Below are 18,348 nucleotides of genomic sequence, written 5' to 3'. Positions count from 1 at the left end.
ACATATTATGAGGCTTTTTTCTTTGAGCCTATTCAATAATAAACATAAAGAGGTTAGAAAATGAATGGGAATTATTCATTGTGAGTTTTTTGTATCTATATAAGGGATTAGGTGGTAAGGATATAATGAATATATATAAGGTACGTGTGCCAGGAAATATAGAACATGATATTATGCAGAAGCTTATACGTTTGGTCTCGAAAGAAAAGCAGATGAAAATACAGAAATATAAAAGAAAGCCCGATCAATATAGCGCCTTAATTGGAGACATTTTAATAAGATATTTAATTACTACAAACTTCTCAAAAGAAAATAAAGATATTAAATATGAATACAATGAGTACGGAAAGCCTTATGTTGATGAGTTAAATAATTTTCATTTTAATATATCACATTCCGAAAGTTGGGTTGTTGGAGCTATTCATGAGGAAGAAGTAGGAATAGATGTAGAAAAAGTCCGGCCCATAGATACTACAATGATTAAAAATATATTTACTGAGGAAGAATTTAATTATTTAAATTCATTAAATGTAGAACAACAATTAGATGTGTTTTATGAATTATGGACTATAAAAGAAAGCTTTGTTAAATGGATAGGGAAAGGACTAACTATACCTTTAAACTCTTTTGTTATTAATAAAAATACAATATTTTATGGTGACATGCTATCTAATGAGGTTTATTATAAAAAGTTTACTATTGGTAAAGATTATAAGCTTTCTTGTTGTGCTTCTTTAGATAGTTTTCCAGAATCAATAATTGAAATTGATTTTGTTGATTTGTGTTATTATTTTATCGAAAATAAAGACTTCTACTTAGTTTAAAATGGCTCGTGTTCCCATAGTTGAAGGAACTTTTTAGAAAATAAAATCAGAAAATTACATAAAATATTCGCAGGAATTTTAGGGTATTATAGAAAAGCGTCATTTAATTTTGAAATGACGCTTTTCATTTACTTATGTCGATTCACGAATAATTAAGGTTGCTGGATATTCGATAATTTTACGCTTAATAGATTCCTTTTCATTTATATATAGTAGTATCTCACTAACAGTTCGTTTACTTAGCTCAACGATTGGAATATCAATTGTACTAATTGTTGGAGTTGTAACTGTGCAAATTAATTGATTATCATAACCGCAAACGGCAAGGTCAGTAGGGATAGTATATCCTTTTAAAGAAGCACCTTTAATTACTCCAGCAGCAACTTGATCATTTCCAGTAAAGAGCGCAGTGGGTCTATTTTTTAATTTATCTAATCTCTCAAAGATTCGAATTCCATCTTTAATAGTAATTGCATCTCCAAATAACCAACTTTTTTTGTATGATAATTGTTGTTCTTTTAATGCACGCAGGTATCCTTGTTTGCGTTTTAATTGTGCTTGACTATTAAGAGAATCAAAACAAAAGCCAATCTTTTTATGTCCTTTACTTATTAAATGTTTTACAGCTTTGTATCCGGCTTCAAATTCATCATAGCAAATTATCGGAATAGGTGCATTTTCCTCATATTCATTACAAAGTAATATTGGGCCATATGCTAAATAATGCTCTATATTTTCCCAATCATTTTCTAAGGATGCGAGAATTACACCATCTACCGCTTTATTCTTTAGTAATGAAAGTAATTCAAGCTCTATTTTTTTTTCATAAAAAGTCTGATAAATCAGTAATTTGTAATTGTGTTTTAGAAGTTCTTTAGAAATTTCTCTAGCTAATTTTCCGAAAAAAGGATGATCTATATTTGGAATCGATAGAGCGATGGTTTGTGTCTTATTCACCCTAAGATTTCTAGCGATAGAACTAGGAGTATAGTTTAATTCTTTCATTATTTGTATTATTTTCTCGCGTTTTTCTGGATTTACATAAGGATGATTATTTAAAACTCTTGAAACTGTAGCATTTGAAACATTGCATAATTTAGCTATTTCATTAATTGTTACCATAAAGAATCCCTCCGAAAAAAATGTTGACATGTAATCGATAACATAAAATATAGTCTACTCATGATTTTCAAAATAATTTCTTAGAGGTGATTTAACGTGAAAACTCTTACTACAATTTCTGGCCATAGCAAAGACAATTTAGCTTTATTAAAGTGCCTGCAGGGAGAAACGAAAGAGAAAGAATTTGAAATTAGTAATGTATTACCGAATCACAAAATGAAAGAGAAATTATTTAGAGAAAATAAATTGAAAATAGATATTGATATAGAAAAAGATATTTTCAATTATAGCAGAAAAAATATACAGAAAATAGAATTTATGCCAGTTAATCGGCTAATTTCTCAAAGTGAAATTGACGGAATAATAGGAACTTTAAAAGAGGTTTTACCGACAGGTCAATTCACAAGTGGACCATTTTCTAAAAAATTAGAAGAAGTAATTGGGGACTATTTAAACAAGAAGTTTGTAATTGCAACAAGTAGTGGAACAGACGCACTTATGGTGTCTTTGTTATCTATTGGTATTCAGCCAGGCGATGAAGTGATTATGCCAGCTAATAGTTTTGCTGCTACTGAAAATGCAGTGTTAGCAATTGGAGCAAAACCTGTATTTGTAGATATTGATCACAAGAGTTATTGTATTGATCCACTTAAAATAGAAGAAGCAATAACCCAAAAAACAATATGGATTTTACCTGTTCATTTGTATGGTAAACAATGTGATATGAAAAGAATTCGTGAAATTGCAGATGTTTATCAGTTGAGAATTATTGAAGATGCATGTCAGGCTATTGATTCCTCAAACCTTGGAGAATATGGAGATATTATTATTCTGAGTTTTAATCCATATAAAAACTTTGGTGTATGTGGTAAGGCGGGTGCAATAGTTACTAATAATGAAAATCTTGCAATTCGTTGTAATCAATATAGTTATCATGGATTTGAAGTTGATAAAAAAATAAAAAAGTATTAGATTTTGGCTTTAATTCTAAAATTGATAACCTTCAAGCAGCTATTGATTTAGAGAGAATTAAGTTCCTATCGTATAACAATTTAAAGAGAGTATTTTTGGCTCAACGATATATACGCAATTTAAAAGAATTAGAGGATAGAGAATTAATAAAGCTACCTAGGATGACAGAAGATAATGTTTGGCATCTTTTTCCGATTAGAATTATAAATGGAAGAAGAGATGAGGTGAAAAATAAATTGTACCAGTTGTATAACATTGAAACAGATATTTATTATCCAGTATTATCTCATAAACATAATACTAAGCTGGTAAAGAAAAATTATATACAGGATACTTTATTAAACACAGAGCAAGTTCATAAGGAAATATTACATTTACCTTTACATCCAAATATGTTGTTAGAGGAACAAAATTTTGTTTTGGAGGGATTAATTAATGTCAATAAGTAATGAAGTTTTAAAGTCTTTAGTTTTTGAAAGGTTACCACAGGTTAAAAATCCTAAGTATATAGTGTTCTGTGATTTTGACGAAACCTATTATCCTCATAATATGGATAATTCCGGAAGAAGTAATATGGAATTATTAGAAAAATACTTGTATGAACTCGCAAGTAAAGGAGATTTGGTCATTGGTTGGGTAACTGGAAGTAGTTTAGAATCAATTGTTGAGAAAATGAAAAAAGGTGGTATTAAATATTTCCCTCATTTTGTGGCGAGTGGATTAGGTACGGAAATAACGTACTTTGATAGTAATGGGACTACTATGGATGATCAAGTTTGGGAAGAGAGAATAGTAGAGGGAGGTTTTGATTCTGCGAAAATTAAAAGAATTATCGAATTGCTTGAAACAAAATATGAAATTTTTTTAAGACCTCAGACACAATTAGGAAGTTCTAAGTACAAATTTAATTTTTATTATGAAGAGCAAAATGAAGCTATTGATTCAAAAAATTTAGAACAGATAGAAGAAATCGGGAAGTTATACAAAGTGGGGGTAAATATTAACAAATGTAATCCATTAGCTGGTGATCCAGAAAATTGCTATGATGTAGATTTTATTCCACTTGGAACAGGTAAAGATGAAATTGTGAAATTTATGTTAGATAAGTACAAACTAGATAAAGCAAATGCAATTGCTTTTGGAGATAGTGGAAATGATTTAAGGATGTTACAAGCTGTAAGACATGGTTACTTAGTAGAAAATGCAACGGAAGAGGCTAAACACACACACGCAATGCTAGCTCAAGGTGAATACTCAATTGGAATTTTAAATACTCTAAAGCACATTATTAATTAAAGGGGATGTTCATATAATGAATATTGGAATTATAGGTGCAGGTAGTATTGCAAAAGCTCATTCTAGGGCATTATCAACAATTGATAATTGTAAATTAGTTGGAGTATATGATGTTAATTACGAGAATGCTCGAGAGTTAGTAGAAGATTATGATGGGGAAGTTTTTAATAGTTATGAAGAGTTACTTGAAGTTGTTGATGGGATAATAATATCTTCCCCTAATTTTTGTCATAAGCCTCAAGCTGTTCAAGCGTTATTAAAAAACAAACATGTTTTAGTTGAAAAGCCAATGGCAATTTCTTGTGAAGAAGCAAAATATATGATGAAAATAGCAAAGGATACTAATGTAGTTGCTGCAATGGGGTTTAACTATTGTTACTTGTCCTATATTAAGGCTTTGAAGAGCTTAATTCAAAATGGGGAATTAGGAGAGGTAGTAGTAATAAGGATACATTTTAAAAAGAATAGCGCTTTTCGAAGAACTTTGTTTACTTGGCGGGATGACAATCAAAGTAATAAAACTAGTGGGGCATTGGGGGATTTAGGCATTCATTTAATAGATTTACTTTGGTTTTTATTTGAAAGTAATTTTAGAGAGGATACTGTTCGAACTAAAATTAAAACAAATGTTAAAGAAAAAGAAAAACAAAAAGTATTTGTAGATGATTATGCTGAGGTTTATGGTCAATTAACCAATAAAGTATTTGTTAATATTACAACGTCTAAAAGTTCATTCCCTGAAGATTGTGGCTTTAGTATTGAGGTAATAGGTACTAAGAAAGAATACAAGTATTCTTCTAGAGAACCTAATAAATATATAACTTTTGATGGATTGGAAAAACAAGAAATCTTTTTGCCTTTACCGTTATTAGTTGATCCGGAAAACGAGATTTTTGAATGGGCGGATTCTTTTAGAAATGAAATTATAAGCTGGGTTAATGCAGCAGAAGGTAGTTCTAAAAAATCGATTGCAACATTTGAAGATGGACTACGTTCACAAATTATATTAGATTTATTCTTCAATAAAAACAAACGTAACAAAGAACTATCTGTAACAACTATTTAGTTTTATTGTAAAAAGAGGGATTTATAATTTGTAACATAAATCCCTTTTTCTTTTGAATTGGAGCTGATAAAAAGTGCGGTTAATATTTTATTTTGGGTGCTTGTTCTATTTTATTGTAGGAGTAATACATGTTTGTATGGGCAGTTTAATTCCTTCGTTACTACAATATTATGAAAGAACACCTGATCAACTAGGAATATTAATATTTTTTCAATTTACTGGATTTTTATTTGGTGTTCTTAGTTCGCCTGTTTTAGTAAAAAAGTATCATTATTTTAAAACTCTAACATTTGGGATATTAGCAATGTTAGTAGTTTTAGGAGGTTTTTTATTTGTTAAAGAATGGGCATATTTAGCAGTAATTGCATTTGGATTGGGGTATGGAGCAGGTTTGTTAGAAACTACTATGGGTTCCTTTGTTATTTCAGCAGAACAGAATAGTGCTGCTAAATTCAGCATTCTTGAAGTATGGTTTGGGATTGGAGCACTTGGGTTTCCTTTATTAGTAAATTATTTTATAAAATTTTATGCATGGTATTTCATTTTATATGGAATCTTGCTATTTCTTATCTTCACACTATTGGTTTGGTACTTGCTTGGGAGTAGTCGATTTAATAGTCTCTCTCCTCAAAAGAATGAAAAGGAAATATCACTATCTCCATTAACTGTTAGCTTTAAAAATGGAAAAGTAAAAATTATATTATTTATATCACTTTTTGCATTCTTATATGCAGGTATAGAAACCAATCTTGCAAATTTTTTATCTACAATTATGATTCTTACTAATAATGAATTAATTAGTTCAATAAGTATATCTTGTTTCTGGCTAGCAATAGTTATCGGAAGGATTTTTGTAGGTAAGTTTGTTCATAAGTTTAATTATTGGATATATATTTCATCTAGTTGCTTCACATTAGTAATTCTTTTATTTCTATTCCCCTTTGTTCGTGATACAGGTATGTATTTATCTGTAATCTTCATTATTGGTTTAGTCATAGCTGGCATTTTTCCGATAACACTTATTTTAGCTTCCCGTATTATGGAAAATAATATTGATGAAGTGACTAGTTTATTCATTGCATCGGCAAGTTTGGGAGGAGCTCTAGTTTCCTTTCTAATTAGTTGGAGCTTATCATTAAATACTATAAATATTACCTTTGGGATATTTTCATTTTTTGCTTTTATTCTTGGTTGCATTATTTTAAAGATGAGGAAAATCTCCAATTATAGTAATAAAGATGTTAAAAAAATAGAAAGCATGAAATCTTTATAGAAAATATTTTTATGTATAGAATGTGTAAAAAAAGAAAATTATAGTATGAATTGACAGAAAATTGATAAAAGAATTGAGAAAGCTGAAAATTCAGTATTTTAAGTATATTTTTAGTGTTGTAGTGTGTAATATATTCAGCAGAGCTATATCATAAAAAATAGGAATATAGACTAACAATAGAATTATATTTAAGTATTTATGAGTAAAAATAGTATTCGAGTTCATATAGGCTATATATCAACTGCTATACATTAGTTTAAAAACAAATATAGAAAAGTGTGGTAATGGATCCACATGAATTATATTTGCAATCTATTATTTTTTACCTTAGCTGTTTAATAGTTTTTATTTACATACATATGTAAATACATTTTTGTTACATGCAATTATTCAAAAGGGAGGTAATATAATAATGGCTATTCGAAAACATTTAATTACTCTTGAGGATCTTACTGATAGTGATATTAACCAAATTGTAACTCGTGGGGTAGAGTTTGCCACAGGTAAATCGCAACCTAATCAAATATTAGCGGGAAATATAATTGGGATTTACTTCCGTAAAACATCGACTAGAACTCGATCGGCATTTTCTGTTGCAGCATTAAAGATGGGTGCACAAATTGTAACGTATGGTCCAAATGATTTGCAAGAAAATACAGGGGAGTCTATAGAAGACACTACTCAAGTACTTTCGCGAATGCTGGATGCACTAGTAGCAAGAACTGCAGATAGTCAAAAGGAAATGGAAAAACTGGCATCTCAAAGTCGTATGGCAGTCATTAATGCAATGAGTGCGGAAGAACATCCAACACAAGCGCTAACAGACTTAACAACAATGAAACAAAAATTTGGTGAAATAGCTGGATTACGGGTTTTATATATGGGAGAAGGTAATAACAGTGCTGCAGCTCTAGCTCTTTCTTTATCTCGTTTTCCAGGTACGGAGTTATATCTTTTTACACCTGCTGGTTATGGAGTGTCTCCAAGTGTGCTTGAAAAATCAAAAGAATATGCACGATTATCTGGTGCTAAAGTTATTGAATGTCATGATATAAAAATGTTACCTAGTGAAGTGGATGTTGTATATACAACAAGGTGGCAAACAACAGGGACAAGCAAAATAGATCCTTTATGGAAAGATGCATTTAATCCATTTGCAGTGACAGAGAGAATTTTGACTTTATATCCGGAAGCTACTTTCATGCATGACCTCCCAGCACACCGGGGGGAAGAAGTAGCAGCAACAGTTATTGATGGACCGAAAAGTATTGTATTTACCCAGGCCGAAAACAAGCTAAATAGTGCTATGGCAGTACTTGAATGGTGCTTAGCTTATCGATACTAAAGAATCTAGCATTTATTGTCTTTCAGGTATAAGTTCTATTTGAAATACATTCGAAAGAACATTTACAACTATTTATCTTTAATTATTTTTTTAGATTTTAACCAAGAAAGGAAGCAAATTATGCTCAAGAAATTAGAGAGTTTAGAAAGGGTAATCGGCAACACACCTATGATTAAATTAGAGCATGAAAAGATTAATCTGTATGCAAAACTAGAATATCACAATTTAATGAATAGTGTTAAAGTGCGTGCTGCTCACCATATTTTAAAATCAGCAATAAGTCGCGGTGAAGTGACTGAAAATTCTACAATTATCGAATCTTCATCTGGTAACTTTGCGGTTGCTCTTGCTACTCTTTGTAGGTATATCGGCCTGAAATTCATACCAGTTATTGATCCAAATATTAATGATAGTTATGAGAATTTTTTGAGAGCAACTTCCTATCAAGTAGCTAAAGTGGATGAACGAGATGAAACAGGTGGCTATTTATTAACGCGTTTAAATAAGGTGGAAGAACTTTTAAATACTATTCCTAATGCATACTGGACAAATCAATATAATAATGCTGATAACTTTGAAGCCCATTATCAAGGAATTGGTGAAGAAATATCTAATGATTTTAAACAGTTAGATTATGCCTTCATTGGAGTGAGTACTGGAGGAACTATCGCTGGGGTATCTACACGATTAAAAGAAAAATTCCCTAATATTAAAATTATTGCGGTAGATAGTCAAGGGTCCATTATTTTTGGTGATAAGCCTCGTAAACGGTACATACCAGGAATTGGTGCCAGTATGATACCTGGTATGGTTAAAAAAGCATTGATTGATGATGTAATTATTGTACCGGAGGTCCATACTGTTGCAGGTTGTTATGAGCTATTTAATAAACATGCAATATTTGCTGGTGGATCATCAGGGACTTCATATTATGCAATCCAAAAGTATTTTGAAAATAGGGATGTTCAAAATACACCTAATGTTGTTTTCTTGTGTCCTGATAATGGACAAGCTTACACATCAACTATTTACAACGTAGAATGGGTAGAATGGCTTAATACACAAAAATCAGTAGAAGACCAATTAGTTTCTTTATAAAAATGATATAGAAATGAGGAAGCAATTATGATGTATTTAAATACTAAACATATCAATGAAATGGGTGTTAATTGGGAAGAAACAATAAATGTCATTTCAAAGGCAGTACAAAGTCTTGATGCAGAAGATTTTTCTCAGCCAATTAAGCCATACTTACGTTTCGATGATCCGGCTAATAGAATTATTGCTATGCCAGCTTATATTGGAGGAGAATTTAAGGTTTCAGGAATCAAATGGATAGCTAGTTTTCCGAAGAATATTGAGAAAGGTATTCAACGTGCTCATTCAGTTACTATATTAAATGATGCTATGACTGGAAAACCATTTGCGACACTTAATACAGCAATGGTTAGTGTAATACGAACAGCTTCTGTTACAGGGTTAATGATTCGAGAGTTTGCCAAGTTAAGAGATTTAAATAATATTAAAGTTGGAATTATTGGATTTGGACCAATTGGTCAGATGCATTTAAAGATGGTAACTGCCCTATTAGGCGATAAAATCGAAAGTGTTTACTTATATGATATTAATGGAATTAAAGACGAATTAATTCCTGAGGAAATTTATTCTAAAACTCAAAAGGTTAATGCATATGAAGAAGCCTATAATGATGCTGATATTTTTATTACTTGTACTGTTTCTGCAGAAGGTTATATTGATAAGAAACCTAAGGATGGGGCGCTACTACTAAATGTTTCTCTTCGTGATTTTAAGCCTGATATCTTAGAATATACAAAATCCCTAGTTGTTGATAATTGGGAAGAAGTCTGTCGTGAAAAAACTGATGTTGAAAGGATGCACCTTGAAAGAGGTTTACAAAAAGAAGATACGGTATCAATTGCTGACGTTGTAATCCGAGGAGCACTGCAAAACTTCCCTTATGACAAAGCAATATTATTCAATCCAATGGGTATGGCCATTTTTGATGTAGCCATTGCTGCTTATTACTATCAAAGGGCTAGGGAAAAGAAAATTGGTGTTTTATTAGAAGACTAGTAAAATTATTAAAGCGTAGTTTGAAATAATTGTCTAATAGCTGCTAAATATCGGTAAACACGACTAATCATTATAGAAAATTAGTTATTTGATAAGCTTAGAATTTATGTAATTATTTGAGGAGCTGTTTTTATGAGTGAAATTATTTCGGCCTTAGATCTCTTACATCCCAAGCAAATTCGCTTTCATGAATCATATGAACACAAACGATTGGAACAAATTTGTCGTGTAATGGAAAGCGAAGGTGTTTTACGGAATCCTCCCTTAGTATCTGAGCTTAGTGATGGTAATTATCTGTTACTTGATGGTGCCCATCGTATGAAGGCTATGATGGCATTAGGTTGTAAACGCGTTGCTGTACAGGTAGTACCTGATGAAAAAATAAAAATTCGTGCTTGGAATCATTTATTACCAATGGGGGAATGGGTAAATAATTTAAAGAAAGAACCTACAATAATTTGGTCAGATAAGATTATTGCTAATAAACGTTTGCTTGCAAAAATTACAGAAGCAAATAAACAAGAACAATTTTTATATGCAAGGGATCTAAATAGCGATTTATTTAACCATTTAGAGATATGGCATCGTATTGTCGGCTTATATCAACATGAGTATACGGTACGCCGTCATTCAAATGATACTGAGGTCTGTCCTCATTCAAATGAAATATTGATGAGTTATCCAGAATACTCATTGATGGAACTGAAAAAGGTAATTGAAGCGAAGTTTTTAATGCCAGCGGGAGTTACTCGTACGACGCTTAGTGGTCGGTTATTGAATTTACGTATACCACTTCATATATTGCGTACGGAAGTATATCCTGCTGGTGAATGGGAAACGTTATGTGGAAATTGGTCAAAATGTTTACGCCTTTATGACGAGCCAATATATGTTTATGATGCATAATACATTGTTTAATGATTATAATGTATATTTTTTATTTATTTGTAAAAATTTCATTATATGACTTATATTAATTCCAAAATATTTTTATTATGTTATAAAAACGGTTTGAATTAGTATTTAAGACTAATCTAAGAGAGGTTTGTTATCGGATGGGGTAAATATTACCAAAAAAGATAAAGTGGAGATCTCTAAAAAATTAAAAACTTTCTTGGGTGATCAATATTCACTTGAATTAGGAGATTACATAAGTTTTGAGATACTTGAATTTATAATAAAAGAATTAAATCCACATTTTAATCTAGCTACAAAAAATAGGTTGGAAAATCTCTTGAAAAATATAGAGAAAGAGATATATAGTGAATTAGTTTCACATGAAAATAACAAGGTATAGGTAATATTATATGTATTTAAATGTAGAATAGTATAAATCTATACCTACATAAGGTGTTGCTATTAATTTGGTAGAATAGTGAGGAACAAGAGAATTGGTAATATACAATTTTTAGAAGAGATGGAATTGAGAAGTGAACATACTTACAATTTCATCTTTTTATTTTTGACACGCTTTTTGCAATTAAAGTATGAAAAAGGTAGCTGTATAAAATAATCTGTACCCTTTGTAAAGGACATTTTGAAAAAAGTTAGGCAACATCAAGAAGATGATTTCTGTATCCAACAGGAGTCATCTTTTTTAAATTCCATTGATATCTATAATGATTATAATACGTCATATATTTCTTAATCTCTTGTTTCAATTCATTAAAGGACGCGCAAGGTTTTATATGAGCTTCATCTTTCAGATGACCAAAAAACGATTCTTGTGGGGCGTTATCCCAACAGTTTCCTCTTCTTGACATGGATTGTCCAAGATTTAGCTTTTTGACTAGCTTTTGATAGGTAGGGCTTGTGTAGTGGGATCCTTGATCTGAATGAATATAAGCACCTTCAGTCAATCGAATCCGCGGATTCCTTTTTAGTTTATGGAGAGTTGTCGTTACGAGCTCTAATGTCATCTGTTCTGAAACATGGTAAGCTAAAATTTCATTAGTTGAGCCGTCTAAAATTGTAGATAAATAGGCCCTTTGATTCTTACCGTAAACTAAATAGGTGATATCTGTAAGAAGTGTTTTCCCTGGGGTATTTTGTTTAAATTCCCGATTTAATTGATTCGGTACTATTCGATGTTCTTTTGTAGCTTTAAGCATTCTTTTATAAGGATTCGCTTTGCGAACCGGACAAATAATCTCGTATTTCTTCATAATTCTACGGATACGCTTTAAATTGTAGACAACTTGAAACTGACCCGCCAATGTCATCTTTATCTGACGAGCCCCCTTCTTTCTATTTCTAAATCGAAGTGCTTTTAATATGGTTTCCTTCAAGATTTCATCTCGATCACTCTTTTGTTTCCGTTGTTCTTGAGATGAAACTGAAAAGTAATTATAGTATCCCGAACGGGATACACCAGCTATTTTACACAAATGACTAACCATATTCCTTAAGTTGTATTTCATGATGACAGAACGAATCAAGATGAATTTCTGACTAGGTGGTAGTGTTATTTCCTTCTCATCCTCCCTTCCATAAGTTTGATTTTTTTTAGCAATTCGTTTTCCGCCTTTAGTAAGTTTCGTTCGGCTTCTAAACGGGCATACTTTTCTTCTAACGTAAGCTCTCTCTCAAGAGTTCTTCCAGCGTTTTCGATACGTGTATCCCTTAAACCCAATACACCATTTTTTCTATAAGCAGCACGCCATCTACTTCCCGATGACATAACTCGTTTCATTCCAATCATATCTATATCAAAACCACATTCTTCAAAAATATTTCGAGGTAGCTTTCCTTTTTCATTTTCCTCAATAAAAATATGCTTAAATTCCTCTGTATAAGTGATACCTTTCTGACTTACAGATTTTACGTATAGGTTATTTGATAGAATTTGAATTTCTCTTTCTGTGAATAGTTTTTTTGTCATTTTCAACATTCTCCAATCCCAATTTTCCTTTTATTATACAAGAAATACCCTATAGAATAGACTTTTTTCAAGTGTCTATTCTATAGGGTACATTTTAAAAGTACAGCTACCTTTTTTAAAAAATTTCGTATACAAGAACAACTTTAGCATAAACTTGCGCTTAATGGTACTTGAGAATAAACTGTGAAATTGTTACCATAAGTACCATGTTTAGAAAATGAGGAAGAAATTGAACTGTTCCAATTCTTGTAGATAGATCCAGATATATCTGCTCTTAGAAGTACGTTTGAAAAGCTAGCTTGGCTAAATGAATTACGTCCAGTATCTTCAACGCCCTGAACCATTTTTACTGGTTCGTATTGAGAAAATGAGCCATATACAGGCTGATTTGTATATCTAGGGATTCCATTTACATACATAGTAACCGTACCATTGCCGTTATTAATTATTTTAAGGTTTACTCGATCACCATCTTTAATTGATGTATCATATTGTGTGTTCCAATACTTATTGTTTTGACCTGATTCATTATATCCTGAATTAAGAAATACTTTATATCCACTTGGTGTTTTTGAAATACCACCTTCAACTTTAGATGCTCCAATACCTAAATACCAATTCACATATCAATCCTTAACAACAACTGATTTTGGTAGGTTTATATCAGCTGCAATTCCAGTATAATTACTATTTGTAACACTTTTTACAGCACCTTCTGTAGCTGCAAAACTTGTAGTTGAAAACATTGATAGAGAAATTAGAAGTGAACCGACTAGATACATCATTTTTTTCTTACTTTTCCTTAATACTTGATTCATTTTTAAATCCCCCTTATTTTTAATTATTAAATTGTATTAAAAGTTGGCCAACTAACTAAGACTTACAAACCAAAGATACATTAGGTTTAATTAAATGTATATATTTTCCTGTCATAAGTCATTGAAATGTCAAGTAAATTAGATGTTTCACATTTATCAATATAGGGGGAGTTGACAGCATGAAGTGTTATGTCTATTTAAAATTATGAAGGTTTTGTTAAAAATAAGATTAAAGCTTATAAATTTGTTGGGTATAATGTGTATTACGATTTATTTAGGAGAGATAAATATGAATGGAATACCAGGGGTTTTTCAAAAGATATATTTGAAATTCTGAGAAATAAAATAAAAACAAATGAAATAAATGAATTGCTTGTGTTAAGGGATTTATTGGAATAGTTAGTAGCTAAAGGGAAATATATGATTTAAAAGGCGTGGAATTCTCATATAAAAAGAAGAAAGGTGGGCAGTTATGGAAGAGACAAGATCAAAGTTAAATAATGCAACTATTGAAGGGGGTATAGAGACATTAAAAGATGAAAATGAATGTTTACGTATGGAAATCGATTATTTAAAAAAGTTAAAGGCCTTACTTCAAAAAGAGAAGAAATTACAGAATAAGACTAAGTGGAAGTTTTAGTCTATCATTCTACGTACAATTATAGTAACGTGAATAGTCTGAAACAAATTTGTTTCGGACTAAGGGTTCAATATTCTATCCAGTGTATTCAACATTTTTATAACCGAGAAAAAATGTATTACATTAATTAATAGATACTTCTACAGAGACACTAGGAATTGTTGGTGCTGGTGTATCTCCACCATTAGAAGAAGATTGTTGAGGTGCATGTAAACTATTCGTGCTATATGCTAATGCACTTATTACTACCATTTTTTTCATTAATAATAAGAATATAATGAATATTTAAAGTTTCCTTATTCTGTTGATATAGTCAATTTGTTTTAAAACAGACCGTCTGTAATAGACGGTCTGTTGTTTGTTATGGTTGGCGACTGCTATTCTTTTACTCAACTCATATTATATTTAATTGAAGTATTGAGAATAGAAGAATAGGAGTAGAAAAATTAATGTTTTTCCAAATAATTTATTGAATAGACTTAAAGGGATAAACAGCTCTCCTATGGTAAGGCTTTTGAGTTTATTCCTGTTTGGGTTTTTTAAAAATTCTTTAAATGTTTGAAAGTTTATTTTATTAATGAAAGACCAACTTGGCATAGCTTTTATGTCTGAATCTATTTTGAAAATGATATGAATACTATGTGTATGAAAGCTGCCTATACTTAAAATAAGCATAAATCCTAAAATAATGAACCAAGTCATTTTTTAGCACCTCCTTTCAGTATTTAATATTAAGATATTAATAACGGTGAGGAAGTGTGCTATTGTCCATGAAAAATATTGAGAAATTGTTGAGGAAACGTTGAGACTGTTGCAATGCAATCGATCGTAGGATAGTTAACTATGCTTGTCCTGTTGTATTTGTTAAAAAAGGAAAGAGAACAGTTGCGTAGACTGTTCTCTTAAGGAGCGGAAGTGCTGAACATAAGTGCTGAACATTTTTCAATGACAATGATTCAAGCCTTCCAATTATAGTGTGTACAAATAATTACAATTCATACAAAGAGGCAGGTGTAAATTATTCATACATTAAAATTACTTTATTATAGATTGAGTGTATTACAAAGTACAAAGAGCACTTTTCAAAAGTGCTCTTTGTAAGGCGTACATTAAGGACTTGAAAGAGGCATCATTGTCAATTCGAAAGGAGATATCTATATACAACATATGAAGATGATTTGAAAGGGTGACGATAAAAACAAAAAGACCAGTAAGGATGTACCGATTGCTCAGATTCAAGGAATTGGAGAGGGGGATTTATATTGTTAGGGAATTTTTTGAATGCTATTCCATTATGATAAACTATGCAGATGAATAATAAGAGTGAAGTTGTAAATTTATCATCTATAGTGTAATCTTCACCATTTGAAATAGGAACTCTTAAAATGTTATCCTGAGAAACTAGATGCGATCAATCATGTTGATAATCAAGTGCTTCGTCCTTTGTAGAACCTGGGGAGGCATATGCCGCTGTAATTCTTCAGTAAACGTAAGCATTTAAAGATTCATAAAGAAATGCTATCCCTTCCTATAATTCTACAGAAAGGATAACATTTTTTTGCTTTATGGGTGGTATAAAACTTTAGCTTGATAGCGCTGTGATAATGCCCCATTTAAACAAATTTCCCTTTTCCATACTGATAATGCCCTTTTTTAGAGTCATCCTATCAGCATGTCGAAGATTAGGAGATTACTTGCAAGAGTCTTGGAATTATTGCAACCGTGCTGTGTTATAATTCTAAAGTACTGACATTTCATGTAGGACTTATAGATGTCGGTTTGACATATGAAATGTAAAATCAATCCGTCATTTTGAAGGTTCAGGCTACCATTATTTAAACTAACATTCACACTAAAAGAAGTACAAGGAGGAAGGTATATCTATTAAAATAGTGAGGTATACCAAATTAGAAATGAACATTAAATTTAATAAAAAAGTAGTAGCATTCACGGCAGGATTAACGGTATTATCTTCACCATTGGTATCGTTTGCAGAGGAACAACAATCAGTAAACAATAAGCAATCTACAAGCCTTCAAGTGCAAGAGAACACAGACCAAATTCAAACAACAGATGAACAGGCTTTAAAAAGTATTGAAGCTAGTTTTGAAGAGGTAGACGGACGTGGTGGAGGTACTGTCGACAATAAGAAAGCAGATAGTCTTCAACGCTCAGAGGGTATTCATGAAGAAACAGGCACATTAACTGTTCCTAACAATTCAAACAGAACAAAACGTAGTCTGTCTCCCATATCACCTAGCACCTCTAGTACAATAAACGGTGTTCCATTCACTGAATGGATTGTTCCAGCAGGTAACGATAATATTCGTCCTCAAAACTACATGAGTCCAAAGTATATTACAATTCATGAGACTGATAATACAAGTGTAGGAGCAGGTGCTAGAAACCATGCTCAATACCTATATAACCAAGCAGTAGGTAACACGGACCGAGCTGCATCGTGGCATTTTACAGTAGACGATAAAGAGATTTATCAACATCTACCATTAAACGAGAACGGATGGCACGCAGGAGACGGTGATGGTCCAGGTAATAGAGAATCTATTGCAATTGAAATCGCAGTTAACAGTGACGGAAACTACAGTAAAGCAGTAGATAACGCTAAGAAACTTGTAGCTTATTTAATGAAAGAAACTGGTGTACCGTTAAATAACATTGTAAAACACCAAAAATGGAGCGGTAAAATCTGCCCTGCTAACATGATTAATAATGGGCAATGGGATGTATTCGTAAATAGCGTTGAGGGATATTATAATAATCTTTATCAACCAAAAGATGACATTACAGGAGGTTGGTATGAAGAAGCTATTCGAGAGTTAAATAGAAGGGGGATTATGATAGGGGAAGGAAACGGAGTTTTCGCACCCAATAGAGCGATAACAAGAGCCGAATTTGCTCAATTAATCTCTAAATCTCTAAACCTGCCAGCTGGAGATGCTTCATTTAAAGACCTAAACGATGCAAATTCAACTTTACGAGATGGTATTAAACGTACTGCAAGTGCAGGTATCATTCAAGGTAGAGGAGATGGTTATTTTGACCCAAACACACCTATTACAAGAGAAGAATCAGCAATTATTGTAAACAAGGCTTTACAGTATAAAGGTATATGGGGACCAGTTGTAAACCTACCATTCTCAGACAAAGACCAAATTAGCTATAAAGAAGATGTACAAAGATTGTATGGCTTAGGTATTGTCAAAGGTAAGGGTGAAAATCAATACGACCCTAAAGGAACAACAACTCGTGGTGAAACAGCAACATTCATTCTAAATATGCTACAAGTAATTGAAAATGGCAGTGTTGAAAAGGTAGTTGGAACGGCTCAAATTAATGGTATTGGGGTAAATGTTCGAAGCGGGTCAGGTACAAACTATTCTATTGTTAGAAAGACAAGTAAAGGCGAAAAAGTTACAGTATATGAAGAAAAGAATGGTTGGCTAAGAATTGGAACAGGTCAGTGGATTTATTATGACTCTAGTTATATCGATTATAACAGATTATAAAAGACTAAATACTTAAAAGAACAGGTCATATTTGGATATATAACTTACTCTCAGGTTGTGAAGAAGACTTTCTTCACAACCTGTTTTTGTGACTGGCCCCTCTATTACCTATCAATACTGATGAAAAGAGGAGAAGGAGAGATTCATTATGGTGCTGGAATTGGGAAATCATCGTAATTAGCGTGTATGCAATTAGAGGCTAAGGTTTTTCTGATAATTAAGTGGAGGTCACTATACGTACCCATCCAGCCCATATTTTGAAATATTTTAAAACGAAAAAATGAGCTGGATGGGTAAAAGTTAGCACAAAATTTCGTTCTGAGGGTACTATAAAACCTTCGCTTGATAGAAAAGAGATAACATTAACTTTGTTGCCTAGAATTGCTCGTGCTAGATGTGGGTAGATTCAAAATTTATAGGCTTTATTAATCATCATTTGATTCACCTTCATTTTGGTAGGTGTCTCCTTGGTTAAAATGATAAAAAATGC

At 31.8% G+C, this 18,348-nt stretch carries 15 protein-coding genes and 3 pseudogenes; 12 read left to right on the top strand and 6 right to left on the bottom strand.

All coding sequences use genetic code 11. The annotated features are described in order from the left end of the window. Positions 1-125 precede the first annotated feature (125 nt). The gene (locus AXW78_RS26560; RefSeq protein ID WP_001028930.1) at positions 126-824 is read left to right on the top strand and encodes a 4'-phosphopantetheinyl transferase family protein; all 699 of its coding nucleotides are present in this window, start codon (positions 126-128) and stop codon (positions 822-824) included. A 132-nt stretch (positions 825-956) separates the two neighbouring features. Here AXW78_RS26560 and AXW78_RS26555 read toward each other — a convergent pair whose 3' ends face one another. After that, on the bottom strand, positions 957-1,946 hold the full coding sequence (locus tag AXW78_RS26555; protein WP_000256367.1) for a LacI family DNA-binding transcriptional regulator: 990 nt from the start codon (positions 1,944-1,946) through the stop codon (positions 957-959). Between the two features lie 96 nt (positions 1,947-2,042). Between AXW78_RS26555 and AXW78_RS34010 the strand changes: the two are divergent. The 9 genes and pseudogenes from AXW78_RS34010 to AXW78_RS26510 all read left to right on the top strand — a co-directional run bounded on the left by AXW78_RS34010 (position 2,043) and on the right by AXW78_RS26510 (position 11,289). After that, positions 2,043-3,367: pseudogene (locus AXW78_RS34010) on the top strand (DegT/DnrJ/EryC1/StrS family aminotransferase). Next, positions 3,354-4,214, top strand: coding sequence for an HAD-IIB family hydrolase (locus AXW78_RS26545; RefSeq protein WP_061884883.1), 861 nt, complete (start codon positions 3,354-3,356; stop codon positions 4,212-4,214). Before AXW78_RS34010 ends, AXW78_RS26545 begins: the two are co-directional and overlap by 14 nt. Positions 4,215-4,230: 16 nt before the next feature. Then, on the top strand, positions 4,231-5,280 hold the full coding sequence (locus AXW78_RS26540) for a Gfo/Idh/MocA family protein (RefSeq protein ID WP_061884882.1): 1,050 nt from the start codon (positions 4,231-4,233) through the stop codon (positions 5,278-5,280). Positions 5,281-5,353: 73 nt separating this feature from the next. After that, positions 5,354-6,553 carry an MFS transporter gene (locus tag AXW78_RS26535; RefSeq protein ID WP_061884881.1) on the top strand — a complete coding sequence of 400 codons (1,200 nt, stop codon included), beginning with the start codon at positions 5,354-5,356 and terminating at the stop codon, positions 6,551-6,553. A gap of 412 nt (positions 6,554-6,965) precedes the next feature. After that, the gene (locus AXW78_RS26530; RefSeq protein ID WP_061884880.1) at positions 6,966-7,898 is read left to right on the top strand and encodes an ornithine carbamoyltransferase; all 933 of its coding nucleotides are present in this window, start codon (positions 6,966-6,968) and stop codon (positions 7,896-7,898) included. Positions 7,899-8,018: 120 nt separating this feature from the next. Then, positions 8,019-8,996 carry a 2,3-diaminopropionate biosynthesis protein SbnA gene (sbnA, locus tag AXW78_RS26525; protein WP_061884879.1) on the top strand — a complete coding sequence of 326 codons (978 nt, stop codon included), beginning with the start codon at positions 8,019-8,021 and terminating at the stop codon, positions 8,994-8,996. A 27-nt stretch (positions 8,997-9,023) separates the two neighbouring features. Then, positions 9,024-9,992 (top strand): 2,3-diaminopropionate biosynthesis protein SbnB, encoded by a 969-nt coding sequence (sbnB, locus tag AXW78_RS26520; RefSeq protein WP_002182148.1) that lies wholly within the window; start codon positions 9,024-9,026, stop codon positions 9,990-9,992. A gap of 132 nt (positions 9,993-10,124) precedes the next feature. Beyond that, positions 10,125-10,898: a ParB N-terminal domain-containing protein gene (locus AXW78_RS26515; RefSeq protein ID WP_001289602.1), complete on the top strand. Its 774-nt coding sequence runs from the start codon at positions 10,125-10,127 to the stop codon at positions 10,896-10,898. Between the two features lie 139 nt (positions 10,899-11,037). Next, positions 11,038-11,289 (top strand): DUF2164 family protein, encoded by a 252-nt coding sequence (locus AXW78_RS26510; RefSeq protein WP_000947507.1) that lies wholly within the window; start codon positions 11,038-11,040, stop codon positions 11,287-11,289. 250 nt (positions 11,290-11,539) lie between these two features. Here the strand turns inward: AXW78_RS26510 and AXW78_RS33155 are convergent. Both AXW78_RS33155 and AXW78_RS26495 read right to left on the bottom strand, forming a co-directional pair. Continuing rightward, positions 11,540-12,882 (bottom strand): IS3-like element ISBce14 family transposase gene (locus AXW78_RS33155; protein ID WP_085960091.1). Its coding sequence is split into 2 segments (ribosomal slippage): positions 11,540-12,501 and positions 12,501-12,882, totalling 1,344 coding nucleotides; the frame shifts between segments, so codons are not numbered across the junction. Between the two features lie 134 nt (positions 12,883-13,016). After that, positions 13,017-13,691, bottom strand: a pseudogene (locus AXW78_RS26495) (hypothetical protein). Positions 13,692-14,163: 472 nt separating this feature from the next. Here AXW78_RS26495 and AXW78_RS34540 point away from each other — a divergent pair. Beyond that, entirely contained in the window at positions 14,164-14,331 is a 168-nt protein-coding gene (locus AXW78_RS34540) for a hypothetical protein (RefSeq protein ID WP_165375054.1), read from the top strand. Positions 14,332-14,454: 123 nt separating this feature from the next. Here AXW78_RS34540 and AXW78_RS34005 read toward each other — a convergent pair whose 3' ends face one another. The 3 genes and pseudogenes from AXW78_RS34005 to AXW78_RS34980 form a co-directional block, all read right to left on the bottom strand. Beyond that, positions 14,455-14,583 (bottom strand): Phr family secreted Rap phosphatase inhibitor, encoded by a 129-nt coding sequence (locus tag AXW78_RS34005; protein ID WP_089149749.1) that lies wholly within the window; start codon positions 14,581-14,583, stop codon positions 14,455-14,457. A gap of 153 nt (positions 14,584-14,736) precedes the next feature. Continuing rightward, complete coding sequence (locus tag AXW78_RS26490) at positions 14,737-15,033, bottom strand: hypothetical protein (RefSeq protein ID WP_000219741.1); 297 nt, start codon at positions 15,031-15,033, stop codon at positions 14,737-14,739. Positions 15,034-15,667: 634 nt separating this feature from the next. Next, positions 15,668-15,781 (bottom strand): annotated as a pseudogene (locus tag AXW78_RS34980) (DUF3221 domain-containing protein); the annotation flags it as partial. A gap of 463 nt (positions 15,782-16,244) precedes the next feature. Here AXW78_RS34980 and AXW78_RS26485 point away from each other — a divergent pair. Next, complete coding sequence (locus AXW78_RS26485) at positions 16,245-17,858, top strand: S-layer homology domain-containing protein (protein WP_001021943.1); 1,614 nt, start codon at positions 16,245-16,247, stop codon at positions 17,856-17,858. Positions 17,859-18,348 lie beyond the last annotated feature (490 nt).

It is taken from the genome of Bacillus thuringiensis, assembly GCF_001595725.1.
GTDB classification, from domain to species: Bacteria; Bacillota; Bacilli; order Bacillales; family Bacillaceae_G; genus Bacillus_A; species Bacillus_A thuringiensis_K.
The sequence above is the reverse complement of the archived record's forward strand: the minus strand, read 5'-3'. Positions and strand labels throughout refer to the sequence as shown.